Source organism: Pseudodesulfovibrio sp. zrk46 (assembly GCF_012516435.1).
Lineage (GTDB): Bacteria > Desulfobacterota > Desulfovibrionia > Desulfovibrionales > Desulfovibrionaceae > Pseudodesulfovibrio.
This window is the reverse complement of the sequence record NZ_CP051216.1, coordinates 1,041,419-1,064,426: the sequence shown is the minus strand read 5'-3', so window position 1 is coordinate 1,064,426 and position 23,008 is coordinate 1,041,419. Positions and strand designations below refer to the sequence as shown.

At 56.6% G+C, this 23,008-nt stretch carries 22 protein-coding genes; 11 read left to right on the top strand and 11 right to left on the bottom strand.

The window, feature by feature from the left end; all coding sequences use genetic code 11:
- Positions 1 to 23 precede the first annotated feature (23 nt).
- Both HFN16_RS04870 and HFN16_RS04865 read right to left on the bottom strand, forming a co-directional pair.
- Positions 24 to 1,193, bottom strand: coding sequence for a glycosyltransferase (locus tag HFN16_RS04870; RefSeq protein WP_168889639.1), 1,170 nt, complete (start codon positions 1,191 to 1,193; stop codon positions 24 to 26).
- Positions 1,194 to 1,336: 143 nt separating this feature from the next.
- Entirely contained in the window at positions 1,337 to 2,443 is a 1,107-nt protein-coding gene (locus HFN16_RS04865) for a radical SAM protein (protein ID WP_168889638.1), read from the bottom strand.
- Between the two features lie 100 nt (positions 2,444 to 2,543).
- On the opposite strand from HFN16_RS04865, the gene HFN16_RS04860 reads away from it, so the two are divergent.
- From HFN16_RS04860 to HFN16_RS04845, 4 genes are all read left to right on the top strand, one after another.
- Positions 2,544 to 3,323 carry a polysaccharide deacetylase family protein gene (locus HFN16_RS04860; protein WP_168889637.1) on the top strand — a complete coding sequence of 260 codons (780 nt, stop codon included), beginning with the start codon at positions 2,544 to 2,546 and terminating at the stop codon, positions 3,321 to 3,323.
- Between the two features lie 22 nt (positions 3,324 to 3,345).
- Positions 3,346 to 4,206 carry a GNAT family N-acetyltransferase gene (locus HFN16_RS04855; RefSeq protein WP_168889636.1) on the top strand — a complete coding sequence of 287 codons (861 nt, stop codon included), beginning with the start codon at positions 3,346 to 3,348 and terminating at the stop codon, positions 4,204 to 4,206.
- A gap of 156 nt (positions 4,207 to 4,362) precedes the next feature.
- The gene (locus HFN16_RS04850; RefSeq protein WP_168889635.1) at positions 4,363 to 4,749 is read left to right on the top strand and encodes a cupin; all 387 of its coding nucleotides are present in this window, start codon (positions 4,363 to 4,365) and stop codon (positions 4,747 to 4,749) included.
- An 8-nt stretch (positions 4,750 to 4,757) separates the two neighbouring features.
- Complete coding sequence (locus HFN16_RS04845) at positions 4,758 to 5,543, top strand: AraC family transcriptional regulator (RefSeq protein ID WP_168889634.1); 786 nt, start codon at positions 4,758 to 4,760, stop codon at positions 5,541 to 5,543.
- 28 nt (positions 5,544 to 5,571) lie between these two features.
- Here HFN16_RS04845 and HFN16_RS04840 read toward each other — a convergent pair whose 3' ends face one another.
- From HFN16_RS04840 to HFN16_RS04830, 3 genes are all read right to left on the bottom strand, one after another.
- On the bottom strand, positions 5,572 to 7,782 hold the full coding sequence (locus tag HFN16_RS04840; RefSeq protein WP_168889633.1) for an ATP-binding protein: 2,211 nt from the start codon (positions 7,780 to 7,782) through the stop codon (positions 5,572 to 5,574).
- A gap of 62 nt (positions 7,783 to 7,844) precedes the next feature.
- A complete protein-coding gene (locus HFN16_RS04835) occupies positions 7,845 to 9,467 on the bottom strand; it encodes an ATP-binding protein (RefSeq protein ID WP_168889632.1) in 1,623 nt (540 codons plus the stop codon).
- Positions 9,468 to 9,557: 90 nt separating this feature from the next.
- On the bottom strand, positions 9,558 to 9,935 hold the full coding sequence (locus HFN16_RS04830; protein WP_168889631.1) for a helix-turn-helix domain-containing protein: 378 nt from the start codon (positions 9,933 to 9,935) through the stop codon (positions 9,558 to 9,560).
- A gap of 192 nt (positions 9,936 to 10,127) precedes the next feature.
- Between HFN16_RS04830 and HFN16_RS04825 the strand changes: the two genes are divergently transcribed.
- Positions 10,128 to 10,637: a nitroreductase family protein gene (locus HFN16_RS04825; protein ID WP_168889630.1), complete on the top strand. Its 510-nt coding sequence runs from the start codon at positions 10,128 to 10,130 to the stop codon at positions 10,635 to 10,637.
- A 9-nt stretch (positions 10,638 to 10,646) separates the two neighbouring features.
- Positions 10,647 to 11,222: a flavodoxin family protein gene (locus HFN16_RS04820; protein ID WP_168889629.1), complete on the top strand. Its 576-nt coding sequence runs from the start codon at positions 10,647 to 10,649 to the stop codon at positions 11,220 to 11,222.
- A gap of 463 nt (positions 11,223 to 11,685) precedes the next feature.
- Here HFN16_RS04820 and HFN16_RS04815 read toward each other — a convergent pair whose 3' ends face one another.
- On the bottom strand, positions 11,686 to 12,900 hold the full coding sequence (locus tag HFN16_RS04815; RefSeq protein ID WP_168889628.1) for a molybdopterin molybdotransferase MoeA: 1,215 nt from the start codon (positions 12,898 to 12,900) through the stop codon (positions 11,686 to 11,688).
- A gap of 2 nt (positions 12,901 to 12,902) precedes the next feature.
- On the bottom strand, positions 12,903 to 13,682 hold the full coding sequence (gene fdhD, locus HFN16_RS04810) for a formate dehydrogenase accessory sulfurtransferase FdhD (RefSeq protein ID WP_168889627.1): 780 nt from the start codon (positions 13,680 to 13,682) through the stop codon (positions 12,903 to 12,905).
- Between the two features lie 133 nt (positions 13,683 to 13,815).
- Between fdhD and mobB the strand changes: the two genes are divergently transcribed.
- Both mobB and HFN16_RS04800 read left to right on the top strand, forming a co-directional pair.
- Positions 13,816 to 14,349 carry a molybdopterin-guanine dinucleotide biosynthesis protein B gene (gene mobB, locus HFN16_RS04805; protein ID WP_168889626.1) on the top strand — a complete coding sequence of 178 codons (534 nt, stop codon included), beginning with the start codon at positions 13,816 to 13,818 and terminating at the stop codon, positions 14,347 to 14,349.
- Positions 14,350 to 14,649: 300 nt separating this feature from the next.
- Positions 14,650 to 15,417, top strand: a complete 768-nt coding sequence (locus HFN16_RS04800) for a pentapeptide repeat-containing protein (protein WP_168889625.1) — start codon at positions 14,650 to 14,652, stop codon at positions 15,415 to 15,417.
- Positions 15,418 to 15,535: 118 nt separating this feature from the next.
- Here the strand turns inward: HFN16_RS04800 and HFN16_RS04795 are convergent, their stop codons facing one another.
- On the bottom strand, positions 15,536 to 16,303 hold the full coding sequence (locus HFN16_RS04795; protein WP_168889624.1) for an exodeoxyribonuclease III: 768 nt from the start codon (positions 16,301 to 16,303) through the stop codon (positions 15,536 to 15,538).
- Between the two features lie 604 nt (positions 16,304 to 16,907).
- Between HFN16_RS04795 and HFN16_RS04790 the strand changes: the two genes are divergently transcribed.
- Positions 16,908 to 18,080, top strand: coding sequence for an NAD(P)/FAD-dependent oxidoreductase (locus tag HFN16_RS04790; protein WP_168889623.1), 1,173 nt, complete (start codon positions 16,908 to 16,910; stop codon positions 18,078 to 18,080).
- A 141-nt stretch (positions 18,081 to 18,221) separates the two neighbouring features.
- On the opposite strand, the gene HFN16_RS04785 is transcribed toward HFN16_RS04790, so the two are convergent.
- Positions 18,222 to 19,367, bottom strand: coding sequence for a geranylgeranyl reductase family protein (locus HFN16_RS04785; RefSeq protein WP_168889622.1), 1,146 nt, complete (start codon positions 19,365 to 19,367; stop codon positions 18,222 to 18,224).
- Between the two features lie 10 nt (positions 19,368 to 19,377).
- Complete coding sequence (locus HFN16_RS04780) at positions 19,378 to 19,860, bottom strand: hypothetical protein (protein WP_168889621.1); 483 nt, start codon at positions 19,858 to 19,860, stop codon at positions 19,378 to 19,380.
- Positions 19,861 to 20,194: 334 nt separating this feature from the next.
- Between HFN16_RS04780 and galE the strand changes: the two genes are divergently transcribed.
- Together galE and HFN16_RS04770 are read left to right on the top strand one after the other, a co-directional pair.
- Positions 20,195 to 21,163: a UDP-glucose 4-epimerase GalE gene (gene galE, locus HFN16_RS04775; RefSeq protein ID WP_168889620.1), complete on the top strand. Its 969-nt coding sequence runs from the start codon at positions 20,195 to 20,197 to the stop codon at positions 21,161 to 21,163.
- 220 nt (positions 21,164 to 21,383) lie between these two features.
- Positions 21,384 to 22,412, top strand: a complete 1,029-nt coding sequence (locus HFN16_RS04770; protein WP_168889619.1) for a radical SAM protein — start codon at positions 21,384 to 21,386, stop codon at positions 22,410 to 22,412.
- A 2-nt stretch (positions 22,413 to 22,414) separates the two neighbouring features.
- Here HFN16_RS04770 and HFN16_RS04765 read toward each other — a convergent pair whose 3' ends face one another.
- Positions 22,415 to 22,816, bottom strand: coding sequence for a hypothetical protein (locus tag HFN16_RS04765; RefSeq protein ID WP_168889618.1), 402 nt, complete (start codon positions 22,814 to 22,816; stop codon positions 22,415 to 22,417).
- Between the last annotated feature and the right edge of the window lie 192 nt (positions 22,817 to 23,008).

Below are 23,008 nucleotides of genomic sequence, written 5' to 3'. Positions count from 1 at the left end.
GGGTTTTTCCATTCGTGGGGAGGTTATTCACTGCAGTTCTCTCGGAAGTAGGCGAGGCGCTCGCGCATGACTTCAAGGCCGGTCATGCGGAAGGTTTGGAGCTCGGATACGCACTGGCTCGAGTCGTCCAGCAGGGCATTGACCTTTTCGCGCAGCAGCTCGGGGGACACATCGCCCCATTTGATGTAGTCGCAGATGCCACGGCCCTTGAAGACCTTGGCGCGCAGAAGCTGTTCCTCGCGGGGTTTGTCACGCGGGATGACCAGCGCGGGCTTCTTCAGCGACAGAATTTCGCAAAGGGTGTTGTAGCCGCCCATGGTGACAACGAGGTCGGCAGCGGCCATGCGCTTTTCCAGATTCTTGACGAACGGCTTGATCTGTACCTTGACGGCGCGGGCGCGGTCGGCCAGCTCATCGAGGCGCTTGGGATCGAGGAACGGTCCGGTGATCATCAGGGTCTTGAAGTTCACGGTGCCGTTGGTCTCCAGCATCTTGAGGTAGTTGTCGAGGACGCTGTAGCCGTCTCCGCCACCGCCGATGGTGACGACCACCTGTTTGTGCTTGCGTTTGGCCTTGCGCATTTTGGGCACCTTGCGCGGAATGTAGCCGGTGAAGATGGTCTTCTCCGCAATGTCTTCCGGGAAGGCGTATTCCTTGATGGGATCATACAGTTTCTGTTCGCCGTAGACCCAGATTTCGGAGTAGAGGTCGCGCAGGATTTCGGGAAATTTCTTTTTCTTCCAATCCGCCTGCGTGGATTTCGCTTCGTCGAGGATGTCGCGCAGACCGAGGACCACGCGGGTGCAGGGCAGGTTCTTCTTGATCCACTTGAGGGTGGGGAGCACTTCGTTCTTGAGGCCGGAAGGCACCTTGTCCACGATGAAGAGGTCGGGCTTGAACGTCTTGGCCGTGGCCGAGATGATGTTCTTGCGGATGGAGATGGCGATCTTGGGATCGACCTTGATGGAGTGGGGGACGTAGATGGAGTTCGTCTTCTTGATCATGCCGGGCATGCGCACGAAGTCGATACCGGCGGGCATGGTGTAGCGCCCGACAATGGGAGACCCCGTGACGATGAGGATGTTGACGCCCGGACGCACCAGATTGCGTGCGATGGCCATGGTGCGGCGGATGTGTCCCAGACCGTACGTGTCATGGGAATACATCAATATATTGTAAGACTTGGAATCCATATCACCCAAAAAAAGCAAAAAAAATATGCCGGACAGCTTTCCCCTTCCCTCCAGCAACATCCAGACGTTACTCAAGAGAAGGCTGCATGTCCAGTTGCGCCAACCCGTCGGTCATACCCGAGATTTATGGTTGGGGCCAGTGTTTACTTGGATTTGACCGGATTGACATCCAAACAGATTTCCGGATCAAAAGGGTCGCCTTTTCGAGCGGCGGACAGGTTCTCGGAATAGACGCTGCGTTCGGGCCGCGATGCAAGGGCGGTCTCGAAATGGCGGATGGCTCCGTCCTTGTCGCCGTTGCGCCATGCAAGCACTCCGAGGTTGTTCTCTGCACAAGGATGGGCAGGCTCGGCAGCCATGGCCCGACCGAATGCGTCGGCCGAGGCGCGGTTGTCGCCCACCACCGCATACTGCACGCCGTCCACCAGCGCTTCCTGCGCCGGGGTGAGCTGTACGTGGTCGAAGCCGCGGCAGGGGCAGCGGCCCTTGATGCAGGGCGGGTGGCCTTCGTAGAGTTCCACCTTGTCCATGACATTGCCCAGCACGGTTTTGTCGCCGGGGCAGCGGAACACGGTGCCGTCCGGCTCCATGCGCAGCAGGGTGCGGCCGGCAGAGCACGGAACGCCATGAAAGTTGAAGGCGATCTTCTTTCCCTGCTCCGGGTGGTCGGCAAAGATGGCCTGAGCGCGCTCGCCGTACCCTTCGGGATAGCGGGTGCCCTCAAACTTGCCCCGGAACGGGCGCGGGGTGATCTGAATGCCGTGGGAAGCGAAATATTCCCTGTCCGTGTGGAATCGTTCTTCCAAATTGGGATGGACCACGTAGTTGACGATGACCTTGAACCCCTTGTCCTGCAACAGATTGGCGTTCTCGATGAAGGATGGCACGCCCTTGACGCGCTCGCGCTCCTCGATGTGCAGGGCCACGTACAGGTCTTCCACGCGGGCCGGGTCCACGCGCTCGGCAAAGTCGCGTACCTTGGACGAAACCGACAGGTTGGTGTCCACGCCGATGTGGTGGTTTTGGGTGAGCGCCAGGCAGATGTCCACGAACCCGGGGTAGATGAACGGCTCGCCACCGGTCAGGCCTACGACCCACTCCTTCCCGGTGCCGTCGAGGAAGTCCGTAATCTTTTCAACGGGCAGTGTCTCGGTGACAGGGGTATTGTCATGGGGGAAGTAACAGTATTCGCAGCGAAAATTACACTTGCGGGTCATGTTCCAGATGATGCTGTTCATCTGCTTGCTCATGGCGGTTCTCCTTAGGAGGGTTTCCTGCCACGTATCAGTTTAAAAGACCAGTGCATACCCATTTCCCTTTTGGAATTACCTCTGGTACAACTCAACTCGCATGACATTGGACGTACTCAACACCCTCTTTACGGAACTGGGCAAATGGGCGCAGGCGGAGATGACCGCCTCATTCTGGTGGCGCGACGATGATGCCGGAGAACCCTGCATCGAATTGGATCGGCTCATAGGTCTGAGCGATCAATACGCTGCCCCGTGTGGTCTGGCGACCATTCCTGTCCGTGCCGGGGAACCGTTGCGAAAGACTCTCGCCGAAGCACCGCATGTCTGGGTGCTCCAGCACGGTTATGCCCATGTCAATCACGCGCCCAAGGGCAATGGGGCGTGGGAGCTCGGTCTGCACCGACCGGTTTCCACGGTTCTGGACGAATTGCGGCAGGGCATGCTCAAGCTCTCCCAGTTGTTCAAGGAACGCTTCGTCCCCGTGGTCGTACCGCCCTGGAACAAGATGGACCCCGAGCTGCTGCCCTACCTGCCGGTCATGGGCTTTCGGGGTGTCTCGGCCAGCTACAAGGCCCACCGCCCGGTGCCGCCGGGCGACCTGCGGGTGGCCGATGCCCACTGCGATCTGCTCTCCTGGAAAGGCAAGGACAAGAGTGCCAGATTCGCGGGCAGCGAAAAATGCGTGACGAGTCTCGTCGACCACCTTAAGGACAAAAGGACCGGCCGCACCGACGAGACCGAACCCACCTGCGTGCTCACCCATCATCTGGAGATGGACGAGGCCGCGTGGGATTTTATGGATACATTGTTATCCGTTATCAGTGGTCACCCCGCCGCAACATGGGTGGCACCTGTAGACATATGGCCTGCAAACTAAGAATTTCGAGGGTAGAACAAGCATGAACGCCATTCTGCGCCGGGCCGAGCCCGGAGATTTCGACGCCATCTGTGAACTGTTGCATGAGAACATGAACGCCCATTTCCCTGTTGAGAGATGGCGCAAACTCTTTACCCATGGCTGGAGCGATGAAGATCCTGATTACGGTGTCGTAGCCGTAGACGGCGATAAGATTGTTGGCTTCCATGGTCACATTTGCTCCCACCGCAGGGTGGGGGAGCGTCGTGAACGCTTCGTGAATTTCACGTCCTGGTATATTTTGAAGCCCTATCGCGGGAACGGACTGGGCCGTCAGATGCTGGAGATGGCAACCGCCGATCCCAACACCACCTACACGGTCTGCTCCCTCTCGCCCAAGCGGGTGGATTTTTTCAAGACCCTCGGTCTCGATGTGCTCGACACCGAACGCCTGCTCTGGCGCAAGGACGGGCATGAGTATGAGAACCTCGATTTCATTGATGATCCCGAGGTCATCGCCATGCGCGCCAACCCCGACGAGGTGGAGGTCCTCAAGGACCACGCCGGCCTCAAGGTTACGCCCATCCTGCTCTCCACCCGTTGCACCCAGTGTTTGCTGCTGCTCTCCATCTCGGTGAAGAAAGACGACGTCACCTATTATGACGTGCTCTACCGCAGCAACCCCGGCCTCTTCTCCGACCGCGTGTTCGACATCGCCGAAGCCATCCTTCCCGATGGCAACGCCGTGCTCGCCGCCGACCGCCGCTTCGTGGAAGGCGACGCACCCCGTGCCGAGGTCGAAACCCTTGTTTCGCCCCGTTTCTACAAGACGGGCCGCGTCAAGCCGCGCAACGTCGACCTCGCCTACTCCGAGATCGTGTTGCTGGATTTGAAGCTGGATTAGAGAAAATCGACGCCAAAAATAAGGCCGTCCTCATGGGCGGCCTTTTTTTGTGGGAAAAATTGCGATGTGATTGAGACTGGGAACAGGGGCGGCAAGATCGTCCAATACCATGCGCTCACCATTCCTTATGGTGACAAAAACATAAGGAGAGTATTCATGGACGACCTTTTCACTCATTTTTCATCTGGCATCATAGCTCAAGGAAACAGTATAAAAGACGCAAAGAACCTATCTTGGAACCCTCATCCATCCAATGCCGGAGTGAGCCTCAAACATCTGGTCACAGGCAGCGAGACTGACGGGCGGTTCAGTGTTCATTTGGTCAAGCTGGACGCAGGCGCTGAAATCGGAGAGCATGTGCATGAAAACCACTGGGAGTTGCATGAAGTCGCCGGAGGAGATGGCGTTTGCCTGCTTGAGATGGGAATAACCTCTTACGGACCGGGCGATATAAACGTGCTGCCTGAGAACATCAAACATTACATAAAAGCTGGAGAGAATGGTCTGCTTCTCATGGCCAAATTCATTCCGGCACTGCTGTAATATTCGCTATGCCAAAAGCTTCTGATGAGCTGGAATTTATGACGATTAGAGGCCTCGAAGGAGTGACGATGATTCACTCCTTCGGGCCTGTTCGTGCGACGGGGCGGCATGTGCACAAGTCCTTGACGCTTGGCGTTGTGCTCTCCGGGAAGCGGTCGTTGTGTATCGATACAGAGACATATGAAGCCGGACCAGGGGCTGTATTATGTATCGGCCCCAATGTTGCGCACACCTGTATGGATTTGGGCCCCTGCGAATACGTCATGTTCAGTGTGCCAACCTCTCTTATTGCAGCGCTTGGTTTTACAGAGACTCTGCCAGCCACGAATTGTCCGGTTATCGATTCTCCCCATTTGTTTGGCATGCTTGTCCGGCTCATTGAGACAGTGGATGAGCATGCATTTATCATGGAGCGTCAATCGCAAATCATAGAGATATTGTCGTTAGTGCTTGAAAAGGAATCTGCTTCTGCGGATATCCCCCAGAATATTGCTCAAGCTGTCTGCTTCATGGAGAAGAACTTCAGCGAGAACATCGGTCTTGGAGAATTGGCTCGAATCGCCGAGTTGAGTCCTTGCCGTTTCAATCGCCGTTTTTCTCAAGTTTATGGGATGCCTCCCCATGAGTTCCATAACCAGATTCGTACACAAGAGGCTAAACGTCTTATTGCCTCTGGCAGTACCTTGGCTGAAGCCGCTGCACATTGTGGATTCAATGATCAAAGTCATATGAATCGAATATTCAAGAAGCTCATGGGGATGACGCCAGGTCGCTATGCAAAGGCCTTCCGCTAATAGGGCGAGGCAGGGTTTGTTGAAGGAGTTATAGTTCCTTGGCAGCTTTTTGCAGGTGGAATAATTCCCGGCGCAGTTCTTCCAGCCGTTGTACGCTGAGTTGGCCGTCGTCACGGCGGGAGGCGTTTTCCAGTTTTACGGCAGCCCGGCGGGTGGCCTCGGCGCCGATGGAGGCGGCCACGCTCTTGAGGGTGTGGGACTGGAGGGCCACTTCGCGCAGGACGGATCGCTCAAGGCCGTTTTCGGCCAGCTCGAATTTATGCGCGATTTCGGCCACCGCCTTGGGGAGCAGGTAGGCGACTTCACTTCGGGTCACGCCGAGCTGGCTGGCGGCCTTGGCAATGTCGAGGACGGGTGGAGCCTTGGAATCATTGTCTGGCGTGGCGACGTTCCAGCTGCCGCCGAGGAGTTGGCGCATGGCCGAGCCGAGTTCGCCGAAGCCCACAGGCTTGGCCACGAAGCCGTCCATGCCAATGCGTTCGCACCGGTCGCGCACTTCGCCGAGGGCGTGGGCCGTGACCGCGAGGATGGGGATATCCGGTTGTCTGACACGTTGGTTTCCGTTGGTCGAGGAGCGGATGATGCGGGTGGCCTCGTAGCCGTCCATGCCGGGCATCTCCAGGTCCATGAGCACGATGTCGTAGTCGTTTTCCGCCAGCAGATCGAGAGCCTTGGCGCCACTGTCCGCCACGGTGGTGGTCATGCCCATGCGGTTGAGGTGGAGCAGCTCCACCTTGACGTTGACCGGGTTGTCGTCCACCAGCAGCACCCGGGAGGGCTTGATGGGCAGATTGACGTTCCACGAGGCGTCGATGAGATCGGTCTCGGAGGCGCGCTGGCTGTCGCCCGGGGCAAAGCGGGCCGTGAAAATAAACTCGCTGCCTTTCCCCTCGGTGGAGTGGACCGAGATGGTGCCGCCCATGAACTGGATGAGGGTCCGGCTGATGGTCAGGCCGAGGCCGGAGCCGCGACTGAACCGTGCCGTGGAGTCGCCCACTTGGGCAAAGGGGTCAAAGATGGAGTCAAGGTGATCCTGCGGGATGCCGCAGCCGGTGTCCTTGACCGAGAAGCGGAGTCCCACTGGTCGATCCCTGTCATCCGAAGTCTCTTTGAGAAGTCCCACCGTGAGGCGCACAGATCCTTCTTCGGTATAGGTGATGGCGTTGTCCAGCAGGTTCATGAGCACCTGACGGAGGCGTCCCGGATCGCCCTTGAGATAGCGGGGCGTGCCCTCCATGGTCTCGAAGTCCAGCGACAAACCTTTCCGTTCGGCCTGAATCCGGACTGTCTTGACGGCTGACTGGATCACGGCGGGCAGGTCAAAGTGGGTGGAGATCAGGCGGAACTTGCGCGCCTCGATGCGGGAGAAGTCCAGCATGTCGTTGATGATGTCCATGAGCAGCAGGCCGGATTCCCGGGCTGTCTCGATGTATTCCCGCTGCTCCTTGTCGAGCTTGGTGTGCAGGGCGATCTCGGTCATGCCGAGGATGGAGTTCATGGGGGTGCGGATCTCGTGAGAGATGGCGGCAAGAAATTCGGATTTGGCCCGGTTGGCGGCCTGTGCCTTGTCGCGGGCGTCCTCGAGTTGGTGGTTCTTCTCTTCGATCACTTTCCGGTTCATGAAGTCCCGGTATGCCGACATGCTGTTGATGCGGGAGAGGGCGTAGCCGACCCACAGGAGAATGCCGGTGTTGATCATGTGGTACTGGATCATTTTCTCATGCGGTGCGAAGTGGCTCAGGGAAAAGGTCAGAGCCAGAAAGCCGGTGAAGAGGTGCAAGGCGACCTGTCTTGGGGTCATGGTCAGAAACGCGGGAGCGCCGAGCAGGAGAATATAGAATGCGGAGACTGAGCCCCTGATCGGGAAGAGAACACCTACGGTGATGGCTGCATAGAGCAGGAAGATGGTCATGTACCCCTTCCACAGCAGGCTGTGCCGTGGCGAGAGGTCGTTGATGCTGCGCAACGGTCCGACAAGGATGAAGAAAGCAACGCAAAAGATGGGGCCCACGGCGCGCAGGATCAATGCAATTATCTGTGTGTCATAAATCTCGGAATTGAAGAAGGTGACAAAGTCCAGCACAAGCAGGCCGAGCAGGACCAGAATGATGGGGAGGGTGACCGCTTTGAGCCGACGGCAGTTGGACAGCGTGACGGACTGGCGGAATTCCTTTTGAAATTCAGCAGGCGGTTGCGGGTCGCGATAAGCGTATTTGAGCGTTTCGCGCAAGTTATACATACGATTTCCCCTATTTCTCGCTATTAGCACGCCAGAGGAAACGTATCAAAGATTAATTGTATTTATGTGGAAGGAAAGTTCACTTTTGCGATGGGGACCATGACGGTGAAGCGGGTTCCCTGTTCCGGAACCGAGTCGATGTCTATCTTGCCGTCCATGGCCGCGACAAACTCGTTGACCAACGCCAGACCGATGCCGGTGCCGCCATGGCGTCGCCTGCGGGAACCGTCGACCTGTCGGAACGGTTCGAAAATGTTCGCCATCTGCTTCTCGGTCATGCCGATGCCCGTGTCGGTGACGGAGATCTCAATGGTGCCTGTGTTCTCAGTGATCGATTCGTAATTAACCGAGACATGGATAGTGCCGGAGTCCGTAAATTTTACCGCATTGCCGGTGACGTGAAAGAGAATCTGGCGGAGTCGGCGGGCATCGCCCATGAGCAATGCGGGAATGGCATCGCCAATGGTGTAACTGAGTTCGACACCCTTGTTGCCCGCTTCCACCTTGTAGGGATCGGCCACCAGCTCGACCATCTCGCGCAGGTTGAACTCCTGCTCGTCGAGGGCAAAGGCGCGGGCTTCCACCACGGAGAAATCAAGGATATCGTTGAGCAGGGCGAGCAGGGATTTGGCCGCTCCCGTGGCGTGGGCCAGCATCTCGTTGGCCTCATCGTCCAGATCGAACTCCTCGAACAACTGGAGCATGCCGAGGAGGACGTTGAGCGGTGTCCGGATCTCATGGCTGATGTTGGCCAGAAAATCGGACTTGACCCGGCTGGCGTCTTCTGCGGCTTCCTTGGCTTCCAGCAATACGCCCACATCCATGACCGCCTGAATCTCGATCCTGTCTACAGGCTGATGCCCTGTGCGGATGGCCTGTCGTACCCCGTCCGGGGTGTGAACTTCGCACCGCTCGCCGCGCATGTCTTCCAGCCCGTCTTCCTGCTCCGGCTTGGCCGTGATGAAGTCATTCACCGGTGTATTCAGGGCGGACTCGCCGAACATCTTGACCGCTTCGGGGTTGAGTTCCCGGATGATGTCGCCGTGGTCGGTCTTCTCCACCTTGAGCAGGGGGATGGGCGACGACTCGATGACCATCTTGATTTCGTTCTCGGCCTTCACCTGCCGGGTTACGTCGAGGGCGATGACCAGTGTGGCCACATGGACTTCGTTATTGTCCTTGAGCGGATAGGTGGAATAGACGGCAGGAAATGTTTCGCCGGATTTGCGGCGCATGATCTGGCGGGCCCGGTTCAGGTCGTTCATGGGACAGGTGCCATCTAAATCCGACTGGCAGAGGAAATCCATGGAGTCGCCGAGCATCTCTTCGCGTTGGTAGCCGAAGATGTACTCCGCGCCGGTGCTGAACTCGACGATCTTGTCGGTCTCCCTGTCCACGATAATAAAGGCCACATCCTTGGCCGCTTCCAGGATGCCTTCCAGCCGGGAACCGGTTTCCGTCAGGGTCTGGCTGGTCTGGGACATGTCGTCCACCAGATTCACCAGCGCGCCCTGCATGGACTGCTCTCGGCTTTTCAGCGTCGCTTCGTATTCCTTGAGGTTTTCGTAGACCGCACGCAGTTCGTCAGGGATCGTGCCGGACAGCGTTTCCATTTGCTGTGCGACTTCGTCCTTGATTTCCCGCAAGGTGCGGTTGGTGTTTTCGTTCTGCCTGTCGTCGGTCATGAACTTCCCTCGGAACTCAATATATAAAGGTAATCTACCTCAACTGGCGCTCGGGTGAAAGGGGGAACTGCGGATTTATAAAAGTCTCAATCAGACGGCCTCTGCCTGTGCTGTCTGCTTGCCGTATTCATCCCTGTATCGTTCTCCCCATTGGCACAGGGAATGAATGACCGGCACTATGGTCTGGCCCAGTTCCGTCATGGAGTATTCCACCTTGGGCGGCACCTGCGGGTAGACCTCGCGGTGGACAATGCCGTCCGCTTCCAACTCGCGCAGTTGCTGGGTCAGCATCTTCTGGGTGATGTTGGGGATGGCGCGTTTGATCTCGCTGAATCGCAAGGTGCCATCCTTGGCCAGGCGGTAGATGATGATGGGCTTCCATTTGCCGCCTATCACCTGCAGTGTCAACTCCACTGTGCAATAGTATTTCTTGTCTCCGCAAACTTTCAGTCCGCATTCTCCGGCCATGTCGGTTCTCCCTCTTGATGGATTATACTGTCGCACCTTCTCCCGTTTGAGCTATTCTCGGGTGGGTGTATCTCAATAGTATCCTTTTGGTAACTATGATACTTTAAGGTGCGTACTTGACCTATTGCTACTATTAGCAGAGAACCTACTCATCGTAAACAACGGTTTCGCCGCCTCGAAAAGGAGATAGAAATGGAACTGATGGAAGCAATCCGTACGCGCCGAAGTATTCGCAAGTATGAAGACAAGCCCATTCCCGACGAGATGGTCCGCGAGATTCTGGATGCTGCCATGATGGCGCCCAGCGCGGGCAATGCCCAGCCGTGGCGCTTTCTGGTGGTTAACGACCGCGCCACGCTCGATGGCATGGCAGAGCTGCATCCCCATATCAAAATGGTGAAACAGGCACCGCTCGGCATCGTTGTCTGCGCCGACCTCTCCCTCGAAAAGTATCCCGGTTACTGGGTGCAGGATTGTGCCGCCGCCATGCAGAACATGCTTCTCGCCATTCACGATCTGGGTCTGGGCGCAGTCTGGACCGGCGTTTATCCCATGGAGGACCGTGTTTCTGCCTTCAAGAAGATGTTCAACATGCCCGAGAATGTCATCCCCCTCGGGTTTACTCCCATCGGCTGGCCTGCGCAGCAGCCCAAGTCCGAGAGTCGTTTCAAGGAAGATCGCATTCACTACAATTCCTTTTAGGAGGACAGTATGAAAGTTGTTGGTATCAGTGGTTCCGCCCGGAAAGGCGGCAACACCTCCCAGATGATTCAGAAGGTCTTTTCCGTACTCGAAGCCGAGGGCATCGAGACCAGTCTCATCGAGCTCGGCGGCAAGTCCATGCGCGGCTGCATCGCCTGCTACAAGTGTTTCCAGAATAAGGACCGCAAATGTGCTGTTGATAACGACTTCATCAACGAGTGCATCGCTGCCATGGATGAGGCCGACGGCATCATTCTCGGTTCCCCCACCTATTTCGCCAACCTGTCGCCCGAAATGAAGTGTCTCATCGATCGCGCAGGCATGGTCGGCCGCGCCAACGATGACATGTATGCCCGCAAGGTCGGTGCCGGTGTCGTTGCCAACCGTCGCGGTGGTTCCATTCAGGTGTTCAACGCCCTCAATGCCTTTTTCTTCATCGAGCAGATGATCGTTCCCGGTTCCCGCTACTGGAATCTCGGACGTGGGCTCGACAAGGGAGACGTCACCAACGACGTCGAGGGTATGGAAACCATGGAAGTGCTCGGCAAGAACATGGCCTGGCTCATGAAGAAGATTGCTGATTAAACCATCTAACCCCATTTAGATGGTCGGGATAGGGGGGCGCTCACCGTGAGCGGCCCTTTTTCGTGGGATGCTTCCGGCGGGCCGGGCCCTCGCCGGGCGGGCCGCTTCGCCAGCGGGGCGTCTATCGCTGCTGTCTACATCCGTAACGCTCGAAGACTCGCTGACGGCTGAAGCCCGACGGGTCAGGAACCCTTTGTAAAGGGTTCCCGACACCCTCCTAAACTTTTTGTCGCTCGCTTCGCTCGGGGGTGTGCGTTCGCGAAGTTCGTTAATCTTAATCTGACGTTATCTTAACCCGATGAAGTGCTGAGAAGACGGGCGGCATTGAAACCTATCCCCACCCGCGCGGATGCGCAGATAAAAAGTTTGGGAAAAGGAGGGGATGGGGGTCTGGGGGAAGGGGAGGAAAGAACCCTTCTCAAAGGGTTTTTCCTCCCCTTCCCCCAGCCGCCGGAGGCGCTTCTTAAACAGAAAAGATTTCTACTTCGTCGCCGGGGAGGAGGGACTGGCCGCTGCCGAGGATGGCGACGCCGTGTGCGAGGCCGATGGCGAGCATGGGCGGCGTGTCTTTCCCGGCGAGGGGACGGGCGGTGATCTCGGCTCCTTGCTGCGCGAGTTCGCAGAGGACGATCCACTCACCGTCGGGCTTGGCGGAGACGCCTTCGGTGAGACGGGCGCGAAGCGGTTCGGCTTGCGGCAAACCGCGGAGCGCGGCGAGCATGGGGAGCACCATGGCGTGGAAACAGGCGAAGACCGCGGCGGGTGGTCCGGGCAGACCGAAAAGAATGGTGGTGTCGCGGATGGCGACGAACATGTTGCGGCCGGGACGGATGTCCACGCGATTGATCAGAATTTCGAAACCGGCCTCAAGGGCGCTGGAGCGGGCGAAATCTCGCTCGCTGCGACCGGTGCCGCCAGTGGTGATGACCATGTCGGGCAGATCGTGGGCGGAAAGAGCCTGAATGAGACGGTTCTCCACGTCAGGGAGCACGTCGGCAGCAGTGACATCGGCCCCGGCACGGGACAGAAGACCACTGGCGAGGACGAGGTTGTCGGCCGGGAAATGGGCGCCTTCGCACTCTTCGCCGCAACAGAGCGGGTTGGAAAGTTCGCTGCCCAGGGAAATGACTCGGGCCGTGGGCGCGGGGTGCACCGGAACCGTGTTGATGCGCGTGCGGACCATGACGGCGGCGGCCTGCGGAGTAATGGGCTGTCCGGCGCGGGTGATGACTTCACCTTGGCCGATCTCGCCCCCGGCGCGGCGTACAAACCAGCCGGGACGGGCGGGGGCGCGGACAAGGATGGCGTCTTCCTCTTCGGCCACGTCTTCCTCGGCCAGCACCACATCGGCGCAAGGCGGCACCATACCCCCGGTGAGCACGCGGGCCGCGCAGCCTTCTGCCACGGGTCTGGCGTCGAGGGATTCAGCACACACGGTATGGGTCACGGAGAGGCGGATCGGGTCCATGGGCGCGGCGCGCTCAATGTCGGCGCTACGCATGGCATAGCCGTCGCGGACGGAACAGGCTCGTTCGGGAACGTCGCAGTGGGCGGAAATGTCGTTGTGGGCGATCAGGCCGATGGCCTGATGGGGTGGGACAAACACCGCCTCCCGCAGCCGGATATTTTTGAGGAGGCGTCGGATTGCTCGGCTGCGGGGGACGGTGTTTTTTTTCATTGTCAGAATCCTGTTATTCGGCCCTTGTCGTTATAGACCCAGAAGCTGTCCTTCTTGACGTTGCCGACCAAGGTAATACCGGTTTTGCGGGCGAGCTCGACGGAGAAGCTGGTGGCCACGGCCGTGGAGACCATGATGGGGACGCCGATGCGTACCACTTTCAGCAGAATCTCCGAGGCGATGCGGCCGGTAGACACGATCATTTTGTCTTCCACGGACACATTGTCGAGGAAGCACTGGCCGCAGATCATGTCTATGGCGTTGTGTCGCCCGATATCTTCCCTGAACAAAAGCATTTCGTCAGGGGTGCACAGTGAGGAATTGTGGCACCCACGCGTGGCATTGTAAAGGGTGGAGCGTTCATGCAACTCATTGGTGAGTTTCAGAATCTGCTCGGGGGTGACCTTGATGTCGCCCTCTACCCGGCGTTTGGAGATGGTGGTGACGTTGCGTCCGAAATTGGTGCCCTTGCCGCAGCCAGAGGTGATGGAACGCTCCATGACGCGGCCCTCCCACGGATCGTGGCAGGTCTCCACCTCGGCCAGAAGGCGGTCGCCCTCGTCGCGGACGGTCAGGTCGGTGACCTGATCCGGGCTGGAAATGAATGCATCGGATTTCAGAAAACCGATGGCTAGGTATTCCGGATACTTTGCCGTGCATAACAGCGTGACGACCTCACGCCCGTTGAGCGTAATGGTCAGAGGTACTTCCCTAATCGATTTGATCGGGGTGCGGCTGAAACCACCTCGGTATTCGTGAACTTCGTAATCAAAGGATTCCATGACTATCCCTCCGGGCCAGATCTTTGATGTCCGGCCATGGCGTTTTCCCTTATAGTGACTTATAAAGGACTCTGGAGATACGGTGCAACGCACCACCATTTAGTCGAGATTTCACACTGACCACGGAGATCACATGGCCCCACCCATCATCTGCATCGTCGGCAAGAAAAAGTCCGGAAAAACAACCTTTATCGAAAAGCTCCTGCCTGAACTCAGGGCGCTCGGCATTTCTGTGGGCACCATCAAGCATGATGCTCATTCCTTTGAAATGGACGTGGAAGGCAAGGATTCGTGGCGACACCGTCAGGCCGGTTCCGAAACCGTGGTGGTCTCGTCACCCGATCGCGTCGCCCTTATTAAAAAAGTGGAGCGCGAGCTTTCCCTTGAGCAACTGGCCGAACAATTTTTCAGCGATCGCAAATTGATCATTACCGAAGGCTATTTCCGCTCCGATTATCCCAAGATCGAAATTCATCGCTCGGAAGCCCATGAGCATCCGCTTTGTTCCACTGGCAACGAAAAGGACAAGAAACTCATCGCCATGGTCAGCGATGTGGGCGTGGATACCGGCCAGCCGACTTTTGGCCTCGACGAAGCCAAGGAAGTGGCGGCGCACATCGCTCGTCAGCACCTCGGCTGGGTGCAGAGCGGAATGTGGGAGAGATAGTGTTTTTGAGGCAGAAACGAGAAAGGCCACCTGATGAGCAAGGCGTTTCTTATAGATTCTGACGAAGGCCCGTCTGATCGTTTTGATCCCCAGCTTGCTTGAGCAAGCTGGGGATTATTCTTGTGGGTGAATGATTGCCAGTGGTTTTGAATTAGAAAATATGTCTTCAAGATTCATTAATAAATTCATGTTGATTTACACGTCTTACACTGCCAAGCTTATTGACAATCTCAAAAGATCAGGAACAGTTCGTTCTCCAAAAGGCTTTCCTATCTTGAACGTACTGTGGAGAAATAGATTATGGCGAATCTAGAGCATAAAATGATGTTGGAACAAGGCGTTGAGGCATGGAATGAGTGGAGAAACGATGAGCCAGACATTATCCCGGACCTCAGTCATGCAGATCTCTCTGGTAGGGATTTGAGAGGAGCTAATCTTTGGAGAACGGACTTCCGAGGCGCAAGTCTGTATATGACTAACTTTCAAGGAGCAAACCTTAATGAAGCAAAATTCTGTGGTGCTTATCTTGAGAGTTCAGACTTCTCAGGGACGAAACTTATTCGTGCAAAGTTCAATATGGCTAACTTGCTTGAAGCAGATCTTAGGGGGGCTAGACTTAGTAATGCTGATTTGTCTGACACAAATGTCATGGGCGTTAAATACGACAACAGGATGAAATGCCGAAACAACATCATTTCTGGAAGTCGCGGAAGTCAACGTTTTGTTCAGCATGTTAGTGATTTGGATTACATTGAAGAAACCAAAGAAAAGCATCCTGTGAAACATTTTTTATGGAGCTATACTTCTGACTGTGGTCGTTGTTGGGAGCTTTTGCTTGTATGGTGTCTTTTCATTATTGGCATTTTTGCGGTGTTCTTCGATTGGGCGGGGACACAACGGTCTCTTGTCTCTAGCGTTATGGCCTTCACGTCTTTTGGATTTGTTGACTCCAGTGCCCATTCGCCGGGCGAATTTGTTCTTATTTGCATCGAAGCAGTGCTTGGCTTCATAATGTTTGGCTGTTTGGTCTCGCTGATATCCGCTATGATGGCTCGTCGAAGCGGATAAACCTATAGTTCTACTTACTGCTGATTCTACGCAAAAAAAGCCCTCGACTAAGTCGAGGGCTTTTTACAATGATTTCAGAAAAGACCTTGTCTGATGAGGGCCGTCTTTTTGCTATTATCTACAAATCCAACTCAATGGCGATGGGGCAGTGGTCCGAACCCATGACATCGGGTTCGATCCATGCGTTGGTTACCTTGTCGCGCAGTTCTTCGGAGACAAAGAAGTAGTCGATGCGCCATCCCGCGTTGTTTTTGCGGGCGTTGAAGCGATAGGACCACCACGAGTAGTGGTGCGGGCCATCCTCGAACATGCGGAAGGTGTCCACGTAGCCGTGGTCGATGAATTTATCGAGCCATGCGCGTTCGATGGGCAGGAAGCCGGATCGTTCGGCATTGGACTTGGGATTCTTGAGGTCGATTTCCTTGTGCGCCGTATTGAAGTCGCCGCCCACCACGATGGGTTTGTCTTTGCGCAGTTCCTCAGCGTGGGCGAGGAAGCAGTCATAGAAGCCCATCTTGAATTCCAGTCGTTCGTCAGACATCTGCCCATTGGGGAAGTAGATGTTGAACAGGTGGAAGTCCGGGTATTCCAAATGCAGCACGCGCCCCTCATCCCGGTAAGCCGGATCGGGCAGGCCGATGTTCACCGCAAGCGGTTCCGGGTTGGTGAAGCACGCCACGCCGGAATAGCCCTTCTTTTTCTTGGACCAGTTCCAGTAGGCGTTGGAGTAGGAGTCCGGTTCACGGTTCTCCTCGTCGATCTGGTCCGGGTGGGCTTTGGTTTCCTGCAGCATGACCACGTCAGCGCCGCAGCCGTCCAGCCAGTCGCGGAAGTCCTTTTTGAGCACGGCGCGGTAGCCGTTAACGTTCCAAGAATAGATAATCATGTTTGTATCTCCGAATGTTGGCCTCCGGCGGCGCTTGCCAGCGGGGCCACCTCGCCGGTGGGGCGTCTCCGACGGGTCAGGAACCCTTTGTAAAGGGTTCCCGACACCCTCCTAAACTTTTTGTCGCTCGCTTCGCTCGAGGGCGATCGAGGGTGAAAGGCATTTCTATTAATATAACCCCTTGCGCCGACAGGCGCACATGGGATTCTTAAGGCCCTCGGCCTTAAGCCGGGTGCAGGGCAGGCAGCCCTGCTAGTCCATTCTTCATCCGCCCGTATGGGCGGCTCTTACTCTTCTACGAACAAGCTCAGATATCAAATAAAAAGGAGGAATCGGCCCGGACCGATTCCTCCTGATTGCCGGTTACCCGACGTAAAATTGTGTCAGCAAAGAACTACTTTTCGTTCGGAGAGCTGACCTTGATCATCACCAACGCACCGATGGTCATGAACAAACCCAAGAAAAACCAGAAATAACCCATCATAATCACATCCTCCCGTGAAATCTCTATTAGGTCCGTCGCTTGTAGCAGAAACTTTTGCGGAAGGGAAGGTGGTATTCCGTGCTGGCGACTCCTCGGCTTCCCTGATAGGGTCCGCCCACCATGAGCAAGAACTACGATGTTATCATACTGGGCGCTGGTGCGTCCGGCCTGTATTGCGGAATGCACGCGGCAGCCAAAGGGCTCAGCGTTGCCATCTTGGACCACGGCCAGAAACCGGCCCGTAAAGTGCGCGTTGCCGGAGGCGGCAAATGCAACTTCACGAACATGAATGTGGAGCCGACCAACTATCTCTGCGCCAACCCGCACTTCGTGAAATCCGCACTGGCCCGGCATAATCAGTGGGATGTGATTTCATTCGTTGCCGAACACGGCATCTCGTATGAAGAGCGCGAACACGGCCAACTGTTCACCCTTGAGGGCGCAGGTCGTCTTGCGGGTGCGCTTGTGGATCAGTGTAAAAAGCTCGGCGTCGATATCCTGCTCGACCGCAATATCGAACAGGTGGAAGGCCCCGGGCCGTTCCGGGTTCGTACGGGAGATGAAATTTTTGAAGCGGAGAAGCTCGTCATCGCTCTCGGTGGCCCGTCCTGGCCGCAAGTGGGCGCGACCGATCTCGGTTTCCGCCTCGCCAAGCAATTCAATTTGCCCATAGTTCGCCCCCGTCCGGGGCTTGTGCCGCTGGTGTTCCCGCGCAGCCGACGCAGCATGTGCGAAGAGCTCGCAGGTAACGCCCTGCCCGTGACCATCTCCTTTGACGGAAACGCGTTCACCGATCCGCTCCTGTTCACGCATAAGGGTATTTCCGGTCCGGCAGTGCTCCAGATTTCATCCTATTGGCGCGAAGGAGAATCCATCCTGATCGACTTTCTCCCCACGCAGCCTATTGCCGATCTCATCGAAGACAACCGCAGCTCCAACCTGCAGTTCAAAACGCTGCTCGGCCGCATCCTGCCCAAACGTCTCGTACCGCATCTCCTGTCCGGCGACCTGCTCGAAACCCCTGTCAGCCAACTTTCCAAGGCAAATATCGAGGCCGCAGAAAACCGCATCCACCGCTTCCGCATCACCCCGGCCTCCACCGAAGGCTACGGCAAAGCCGAAGTCACGGTTGGCGGCGTGAACACGGACGTCGTGTCCTCCAAAACCTTCGAGGTAAAAGACATCCCCGGCCTCCACATCGTAGGCGAAACCCTCGACGTAACCGGCCACTTGGGTGGATTTAACTTGCAGTGGGCATTCGCATCCGGCGCAGCGTGTGCGGAGGAGCTGTAGCTTCGGCAACAGCACACCCCGAGCGAAGCGAGAAATAAAAAGTTTTGGAGATCCCTAAGAACCTTTTACAAAAGGTTCTTAGGCCGTCGGAGACGCCCCGCTGGCGAAGCGGCCCCTCCGGCGAGGAGGCTCGCGGCAGCGCTAAAAATCCCACTCTTTCTTTCGGAGCCAGCGATAGGACCTGATGCCGTGCACCATCTCGGCGAGCGGCGTGGTGAGACTGTTGACGAAAAGGTCGATGGACTTGGGGCCGGCACTGCTCATGGACTTGAAGAGCACCCAGCGCAACCGGTCGGACGCCTTGATCTCGGGAATGAGGTGCGTGTGCATCCGGCTGGAATAGATCGGTCCGGGCTCGGTGCGCTTGGTGAGCGCCTCAGCCAACGCGTGTCCGGCATAGTAGCCGGAACAGAGCGCAAAGAAGATTCCCTCACCGAACAGAGGCTCCACAAAACCACCTGCATCACCGGCCAACAACGCGCGGCCATGCACCGGGTTTTCGAGGTAGTTTCCGTAGGGCAAAGGATGCCCGTGGAACTCCGGAATATGCAATTGTTCGATCTCAAGAAATTCTAGATATTCTCTAAAGAGATCGGAAAAATTGACTTTTTCTTGTCGAAGGCCGCAAATTCCCACAACCACGCGATCTTGGTTGGGGAAGACCCATCCGTAGCCCGCATCCATGAATCCGATGACCAGTTCGGGATGCAGAACTGCCCTCGGGAAGTGGTCGAGGGGGAAGGAAATCTCCAGCGCCGGGGCCATGAAATTTTTGAAGCGGTCGCGGTTGTAGTTCGGGAACGCGCGACGCACCACGGAGTTGGCTCCATCAGCGCCAAGAATGTATTTCCCGTGAAATTCTTTCTCACAAGACGTTTTGACGACACCGCTCAGGGTGTCAACTTGTTCGACTTTGACATCTTCAAAAGTGTCACATCCTGAATTTCTAGCGTTTTCAAGCAGGCGCGCATCAAAGGGTGTCCTGTCCACGAAGTGGAATGGGTAGGGCAGACCGCCATTTGCTATGGAGCTTTCATAGGTGCGGATGGAAAATTGGTCAGAGGCGTAGTTGATGACGCCTGCGTCCGTAAGGCTTTCCGGGGTTTCGCCAAAGGCGGTTTCCAGCAGCTTGACGGATTTCCAGGTGAGCAGGCCACCGCAGAGTTTTTTGCGCGGGAACGTGGCTTTATCGAGGATGGCTACGGAGTGGCCCTTGGCCGCCAGAATGGTACCGGCAGTGGCCCCGGCAGGGCCGCCGCCGCAGATGATGACGTCGTATTGTTTCATTGTCGCGGGATTACATGGTGTTGACTAGTGATTTGACCTTCTTGCCGTCCTTGAGGAGCTTCCTGTAGGCTCGGATATCCTTACTCATTTTGGCCAGAATGTCGTCGACCAGTCTGGTGCGTGTGATGCGTCTCGTCGGGGTGGATATGGTGGTTCCGTCCATCATGACCAGGTGGACCTCGAAGATCATCTGGCTTTTGCCTGTGACCTTTTTGTACGGGTCCTGCAGTGTGGTTTCCACTGTGGCCGTGTCGATGAGGTCGTTGTACCGTTTAATGTATTTCACCAACCGGTCCACTTCGGACTTGGAGTATGCCTCTCTCTTCAGGTCTCCTGTGAAGCGCAGCTTCTTGTCCGCTGTCCGGCTGAACACGGATTCACCTTTTCGCATGACGTCGAGGTTGAAGAAGATCACCACGACTCCCAGAGCGAAAAGGATCATGAGTACGTTTCGGACCCGTTCCGACTTTTGCTTTTTCCTTTTCAGATTCATCAGGTTCACCGCCCATATAAGTCAGGCGAACGCTATATTAATTGCCCCAATTTGGCAATTGGGGCAGTCGGCTTTGGATAGCGGCGCATCTGCTGCGTTGTCGGGCGACGAGTGAATCCTCACCGTAGCTGTGCTACGCCTCCGGTTCCCTCGTGCCCGCCGCCTTGCAGCTGCACCACTCTCCAAAGCCTCGCGTGGTCGGGGAGAAGAGGTTTGGTGGGGGAGCGGTGAAGGGCGCTGCGCTGCTTCACCTTGGGCGTTATCCGGGGGGAGGGGGCGTTTTTTTGCCTGGTTGTGATTTTCAATTCGGCGTGAATTGTATATAGAGCCTTCCATGAACAAAAATATCCTCGTTACCGGCGGAGCCGGATACATTGGCAGTCATACGTGCAAGGCTTTGGCGCAGCGCGGGTTCACGCCCATTGTGTTGGACAATTTGTCCAATGGGCACGACTGGGCCGTGAAGTGGGGGCCGCTGGTCAAGGGCGATATCGCTGACCGTGCCGTGCTGGATGAGATTTTCGAGAAGTACCAGCCGTCCGGTGTGATCCATTTCGCCGCCTTCATCGAGGTGGGCATCTCCATGAAGGACCCGGGCAGTTTCTACCGCAACAACTCCTGCGGTACCCTGACCGTGTTGGAGGCCATGCGAGATCACGGTTGCGACCGCTTCGTCTTCTCTTCCACCGCCGCCATGTACGGCATGCCTAATCAGGTGCCCATCACCGAGGATCACCCGCAGTGGCCCATCAATCCCTATGGTTGGTCCAAGTTCATGGTCGAGCGCATGTTGGAGGATTTCAGCATGGCCTACGGCACCAAGTTCTGTGCGCTCCGTTATTTCAACGCTGCCGGGGCCGATCCCGACGGCGAGATCGGCGAATCTCACGATCCCGAGTCCCATTTGATCCCGCTCGTACTTCGCGCTGCCAAGGACCCTGATTGGAATATTTCCGTATTCGGCACCGACTACGATACGCCTGATGGCACCTGCATCCGTGATTACATTCACGTTTGTGATCTGGCCGATGCCCACATTCGTGCGTTGGATTATCTGGCTGACAACGAGTCCATTGCCATTAATCTCGGTACCGGCACCGGTAATTCCGTGCAGGAAATCATCGAGGCCGCGCGCAAGGTGACAGGCGATCCCATTGTGCCTATCCTTGGTGAGCGCCGCCCCGGCGATCCGTCCCGGTTGGTGGCCGACAGGACGCTGGCCAAGGAGAAGCTCGGTTGGGAGCCGCAGTATACCGATATTCTGGAGACCATTCGCCACGCTTGGGAATGGATGAACAGGTAAAATCAGAATGGGAATTCGGCCTTTGGCCTCCATTTGATAGGTGATTTCGCCTCCGGCGGCCAAAGGGCTATACCCTTTGGAATCCCACTCTGCGCCTTTGGCGCAACTAAATTTCGCGCCGAAGGCGCATAATCGGGATGCAAGGGCGCGAGTCCTTGCCCGCCGGAGGCGAAATCACCTGACAATCGCCGCGAAGCGGCATCCCTACCTCTTCCCCAATATGTCAAATCATCTCACATTCACCCATCCTGAACCGGAGCCGTCGCCTACCAAGGTGTGGCCGGTCTTCTTGCCGTTTGCGGGCTGCCCGTACCGATGTGTGTTCTGTGCGCAGGACAAACAGACGGGGCGCACCGAAACCGCATTGGAATCGATCCTCAAGGAAACGGAAAAGGATCTGGATCAGGCGCTGAGCGATGGCCGGGGGCCGTATGAACTGGCCTTCTATGGCGGCACCTTCACGGCACTGCCGTCGCCGTGGCCCGAGATGTTTCTGGGGCTGGCCATGCGGTATCGGGAACGAGGCCTGATCACGCATGTGCGCTGCTCGACGAGACCGGACTGCGTGGATGAGTTTTCGCTGAGTATGCTCAGGGCGCAGGGGCTGGATATGGTGGAACTCGGTATCCAGTCGTTCGATGATGAAGTGCTCAGACGGTCCGGGCGTGGATACAGCGGAGAAACGGCCCTGCAGGGGTGCTCCATGGTGCAGCGCAGCGGCTTGGCACTGGGTGTACAGTTGTTGCCCGGCCTGCCCGGAGATCGCCCCGGCGTCTTTCTGGATGATGTGCGCACCGCGGCGCTGCTTGGGCCGGAGGTGGCCCGCATCTATCCATGCCTTGTCATCGACGGAACACCGCTGGCGGAGATATGGAGAAAGGGTGAGTTCGAGCCGTGGTCGTTGGAGCGGGCCAAACAGGAATTGGGCGAAGCATTGCTGGCCTTCTGGGAAAAAGGCGTGCGTGTGATCCGACTCGGGCTGCCACCAGAAGGGACACTGGCCGAGCATATCCTTGCCGGACCGTGGCATCCCGCCTTGGGGCAATCCGCGAGAGGGTTGGCGCTGCTGGAAATCGTGCGCGCCAACGTGGCCGAGTTCGGCAGCAAGCCAGAACTGTTTGAAGTGCCTCGTCGTTATCAGGGCGAACTCATGGGACACGGCAACGAGTTGAAGTCAGCGTATGCTAAGCTCGGGCTGTCCCGCGATACGATTCGGTACGTTACCGAAGAGGTTTTTTCTCTGAACTGAAGCTATTTGACCCGCTTCAGATTCTGTCGGATGGCCTTGGCCTCGCCGCCGTCTTCCAGATAGTAGACGGTCAGCTCGTCAAAACCCAGCACGTCGGCAAAGAAGTACCCATCGTCATGACCTGCAAAGTAGAGGCGCCTGCCGTCCGGACTCATGACACCTGAGAAGCCTTCCACGTAATCAGTGCCGTTGCGGGTCCATTCACGCTTGCCGTAGAATGCGCCGTTTTCTTCCTTTTCGATAATGAGCTTGGTGGAGTTGTCCTTCTTGTAGACAAAGCCGGTGTGCTCATTGTGCAGCGACATGTCGCCCTGCCATGTTCCCACCAGATTGATTTCTCCGGCCAGACATGCCGACGCGGAAAAAGCGAACATCACCAGCGCGATAAGCAACATTTTTTTCATTGCACTCTCCCTCAGGTCGATTCGGTAGATATTGAAAAACAGTAAAAACTGCCGAATCCTACCATAAAGCACGATGGGAACAACTCCGGTCTCAAAATAATAACAGGGGTGTTCTGCGGGCGAATCGATACGAATTCTTCTGGACCGTGGTTGGAAAAAGAGCTATCTCCTAGCTTCAGTCCGTGCGCGGAC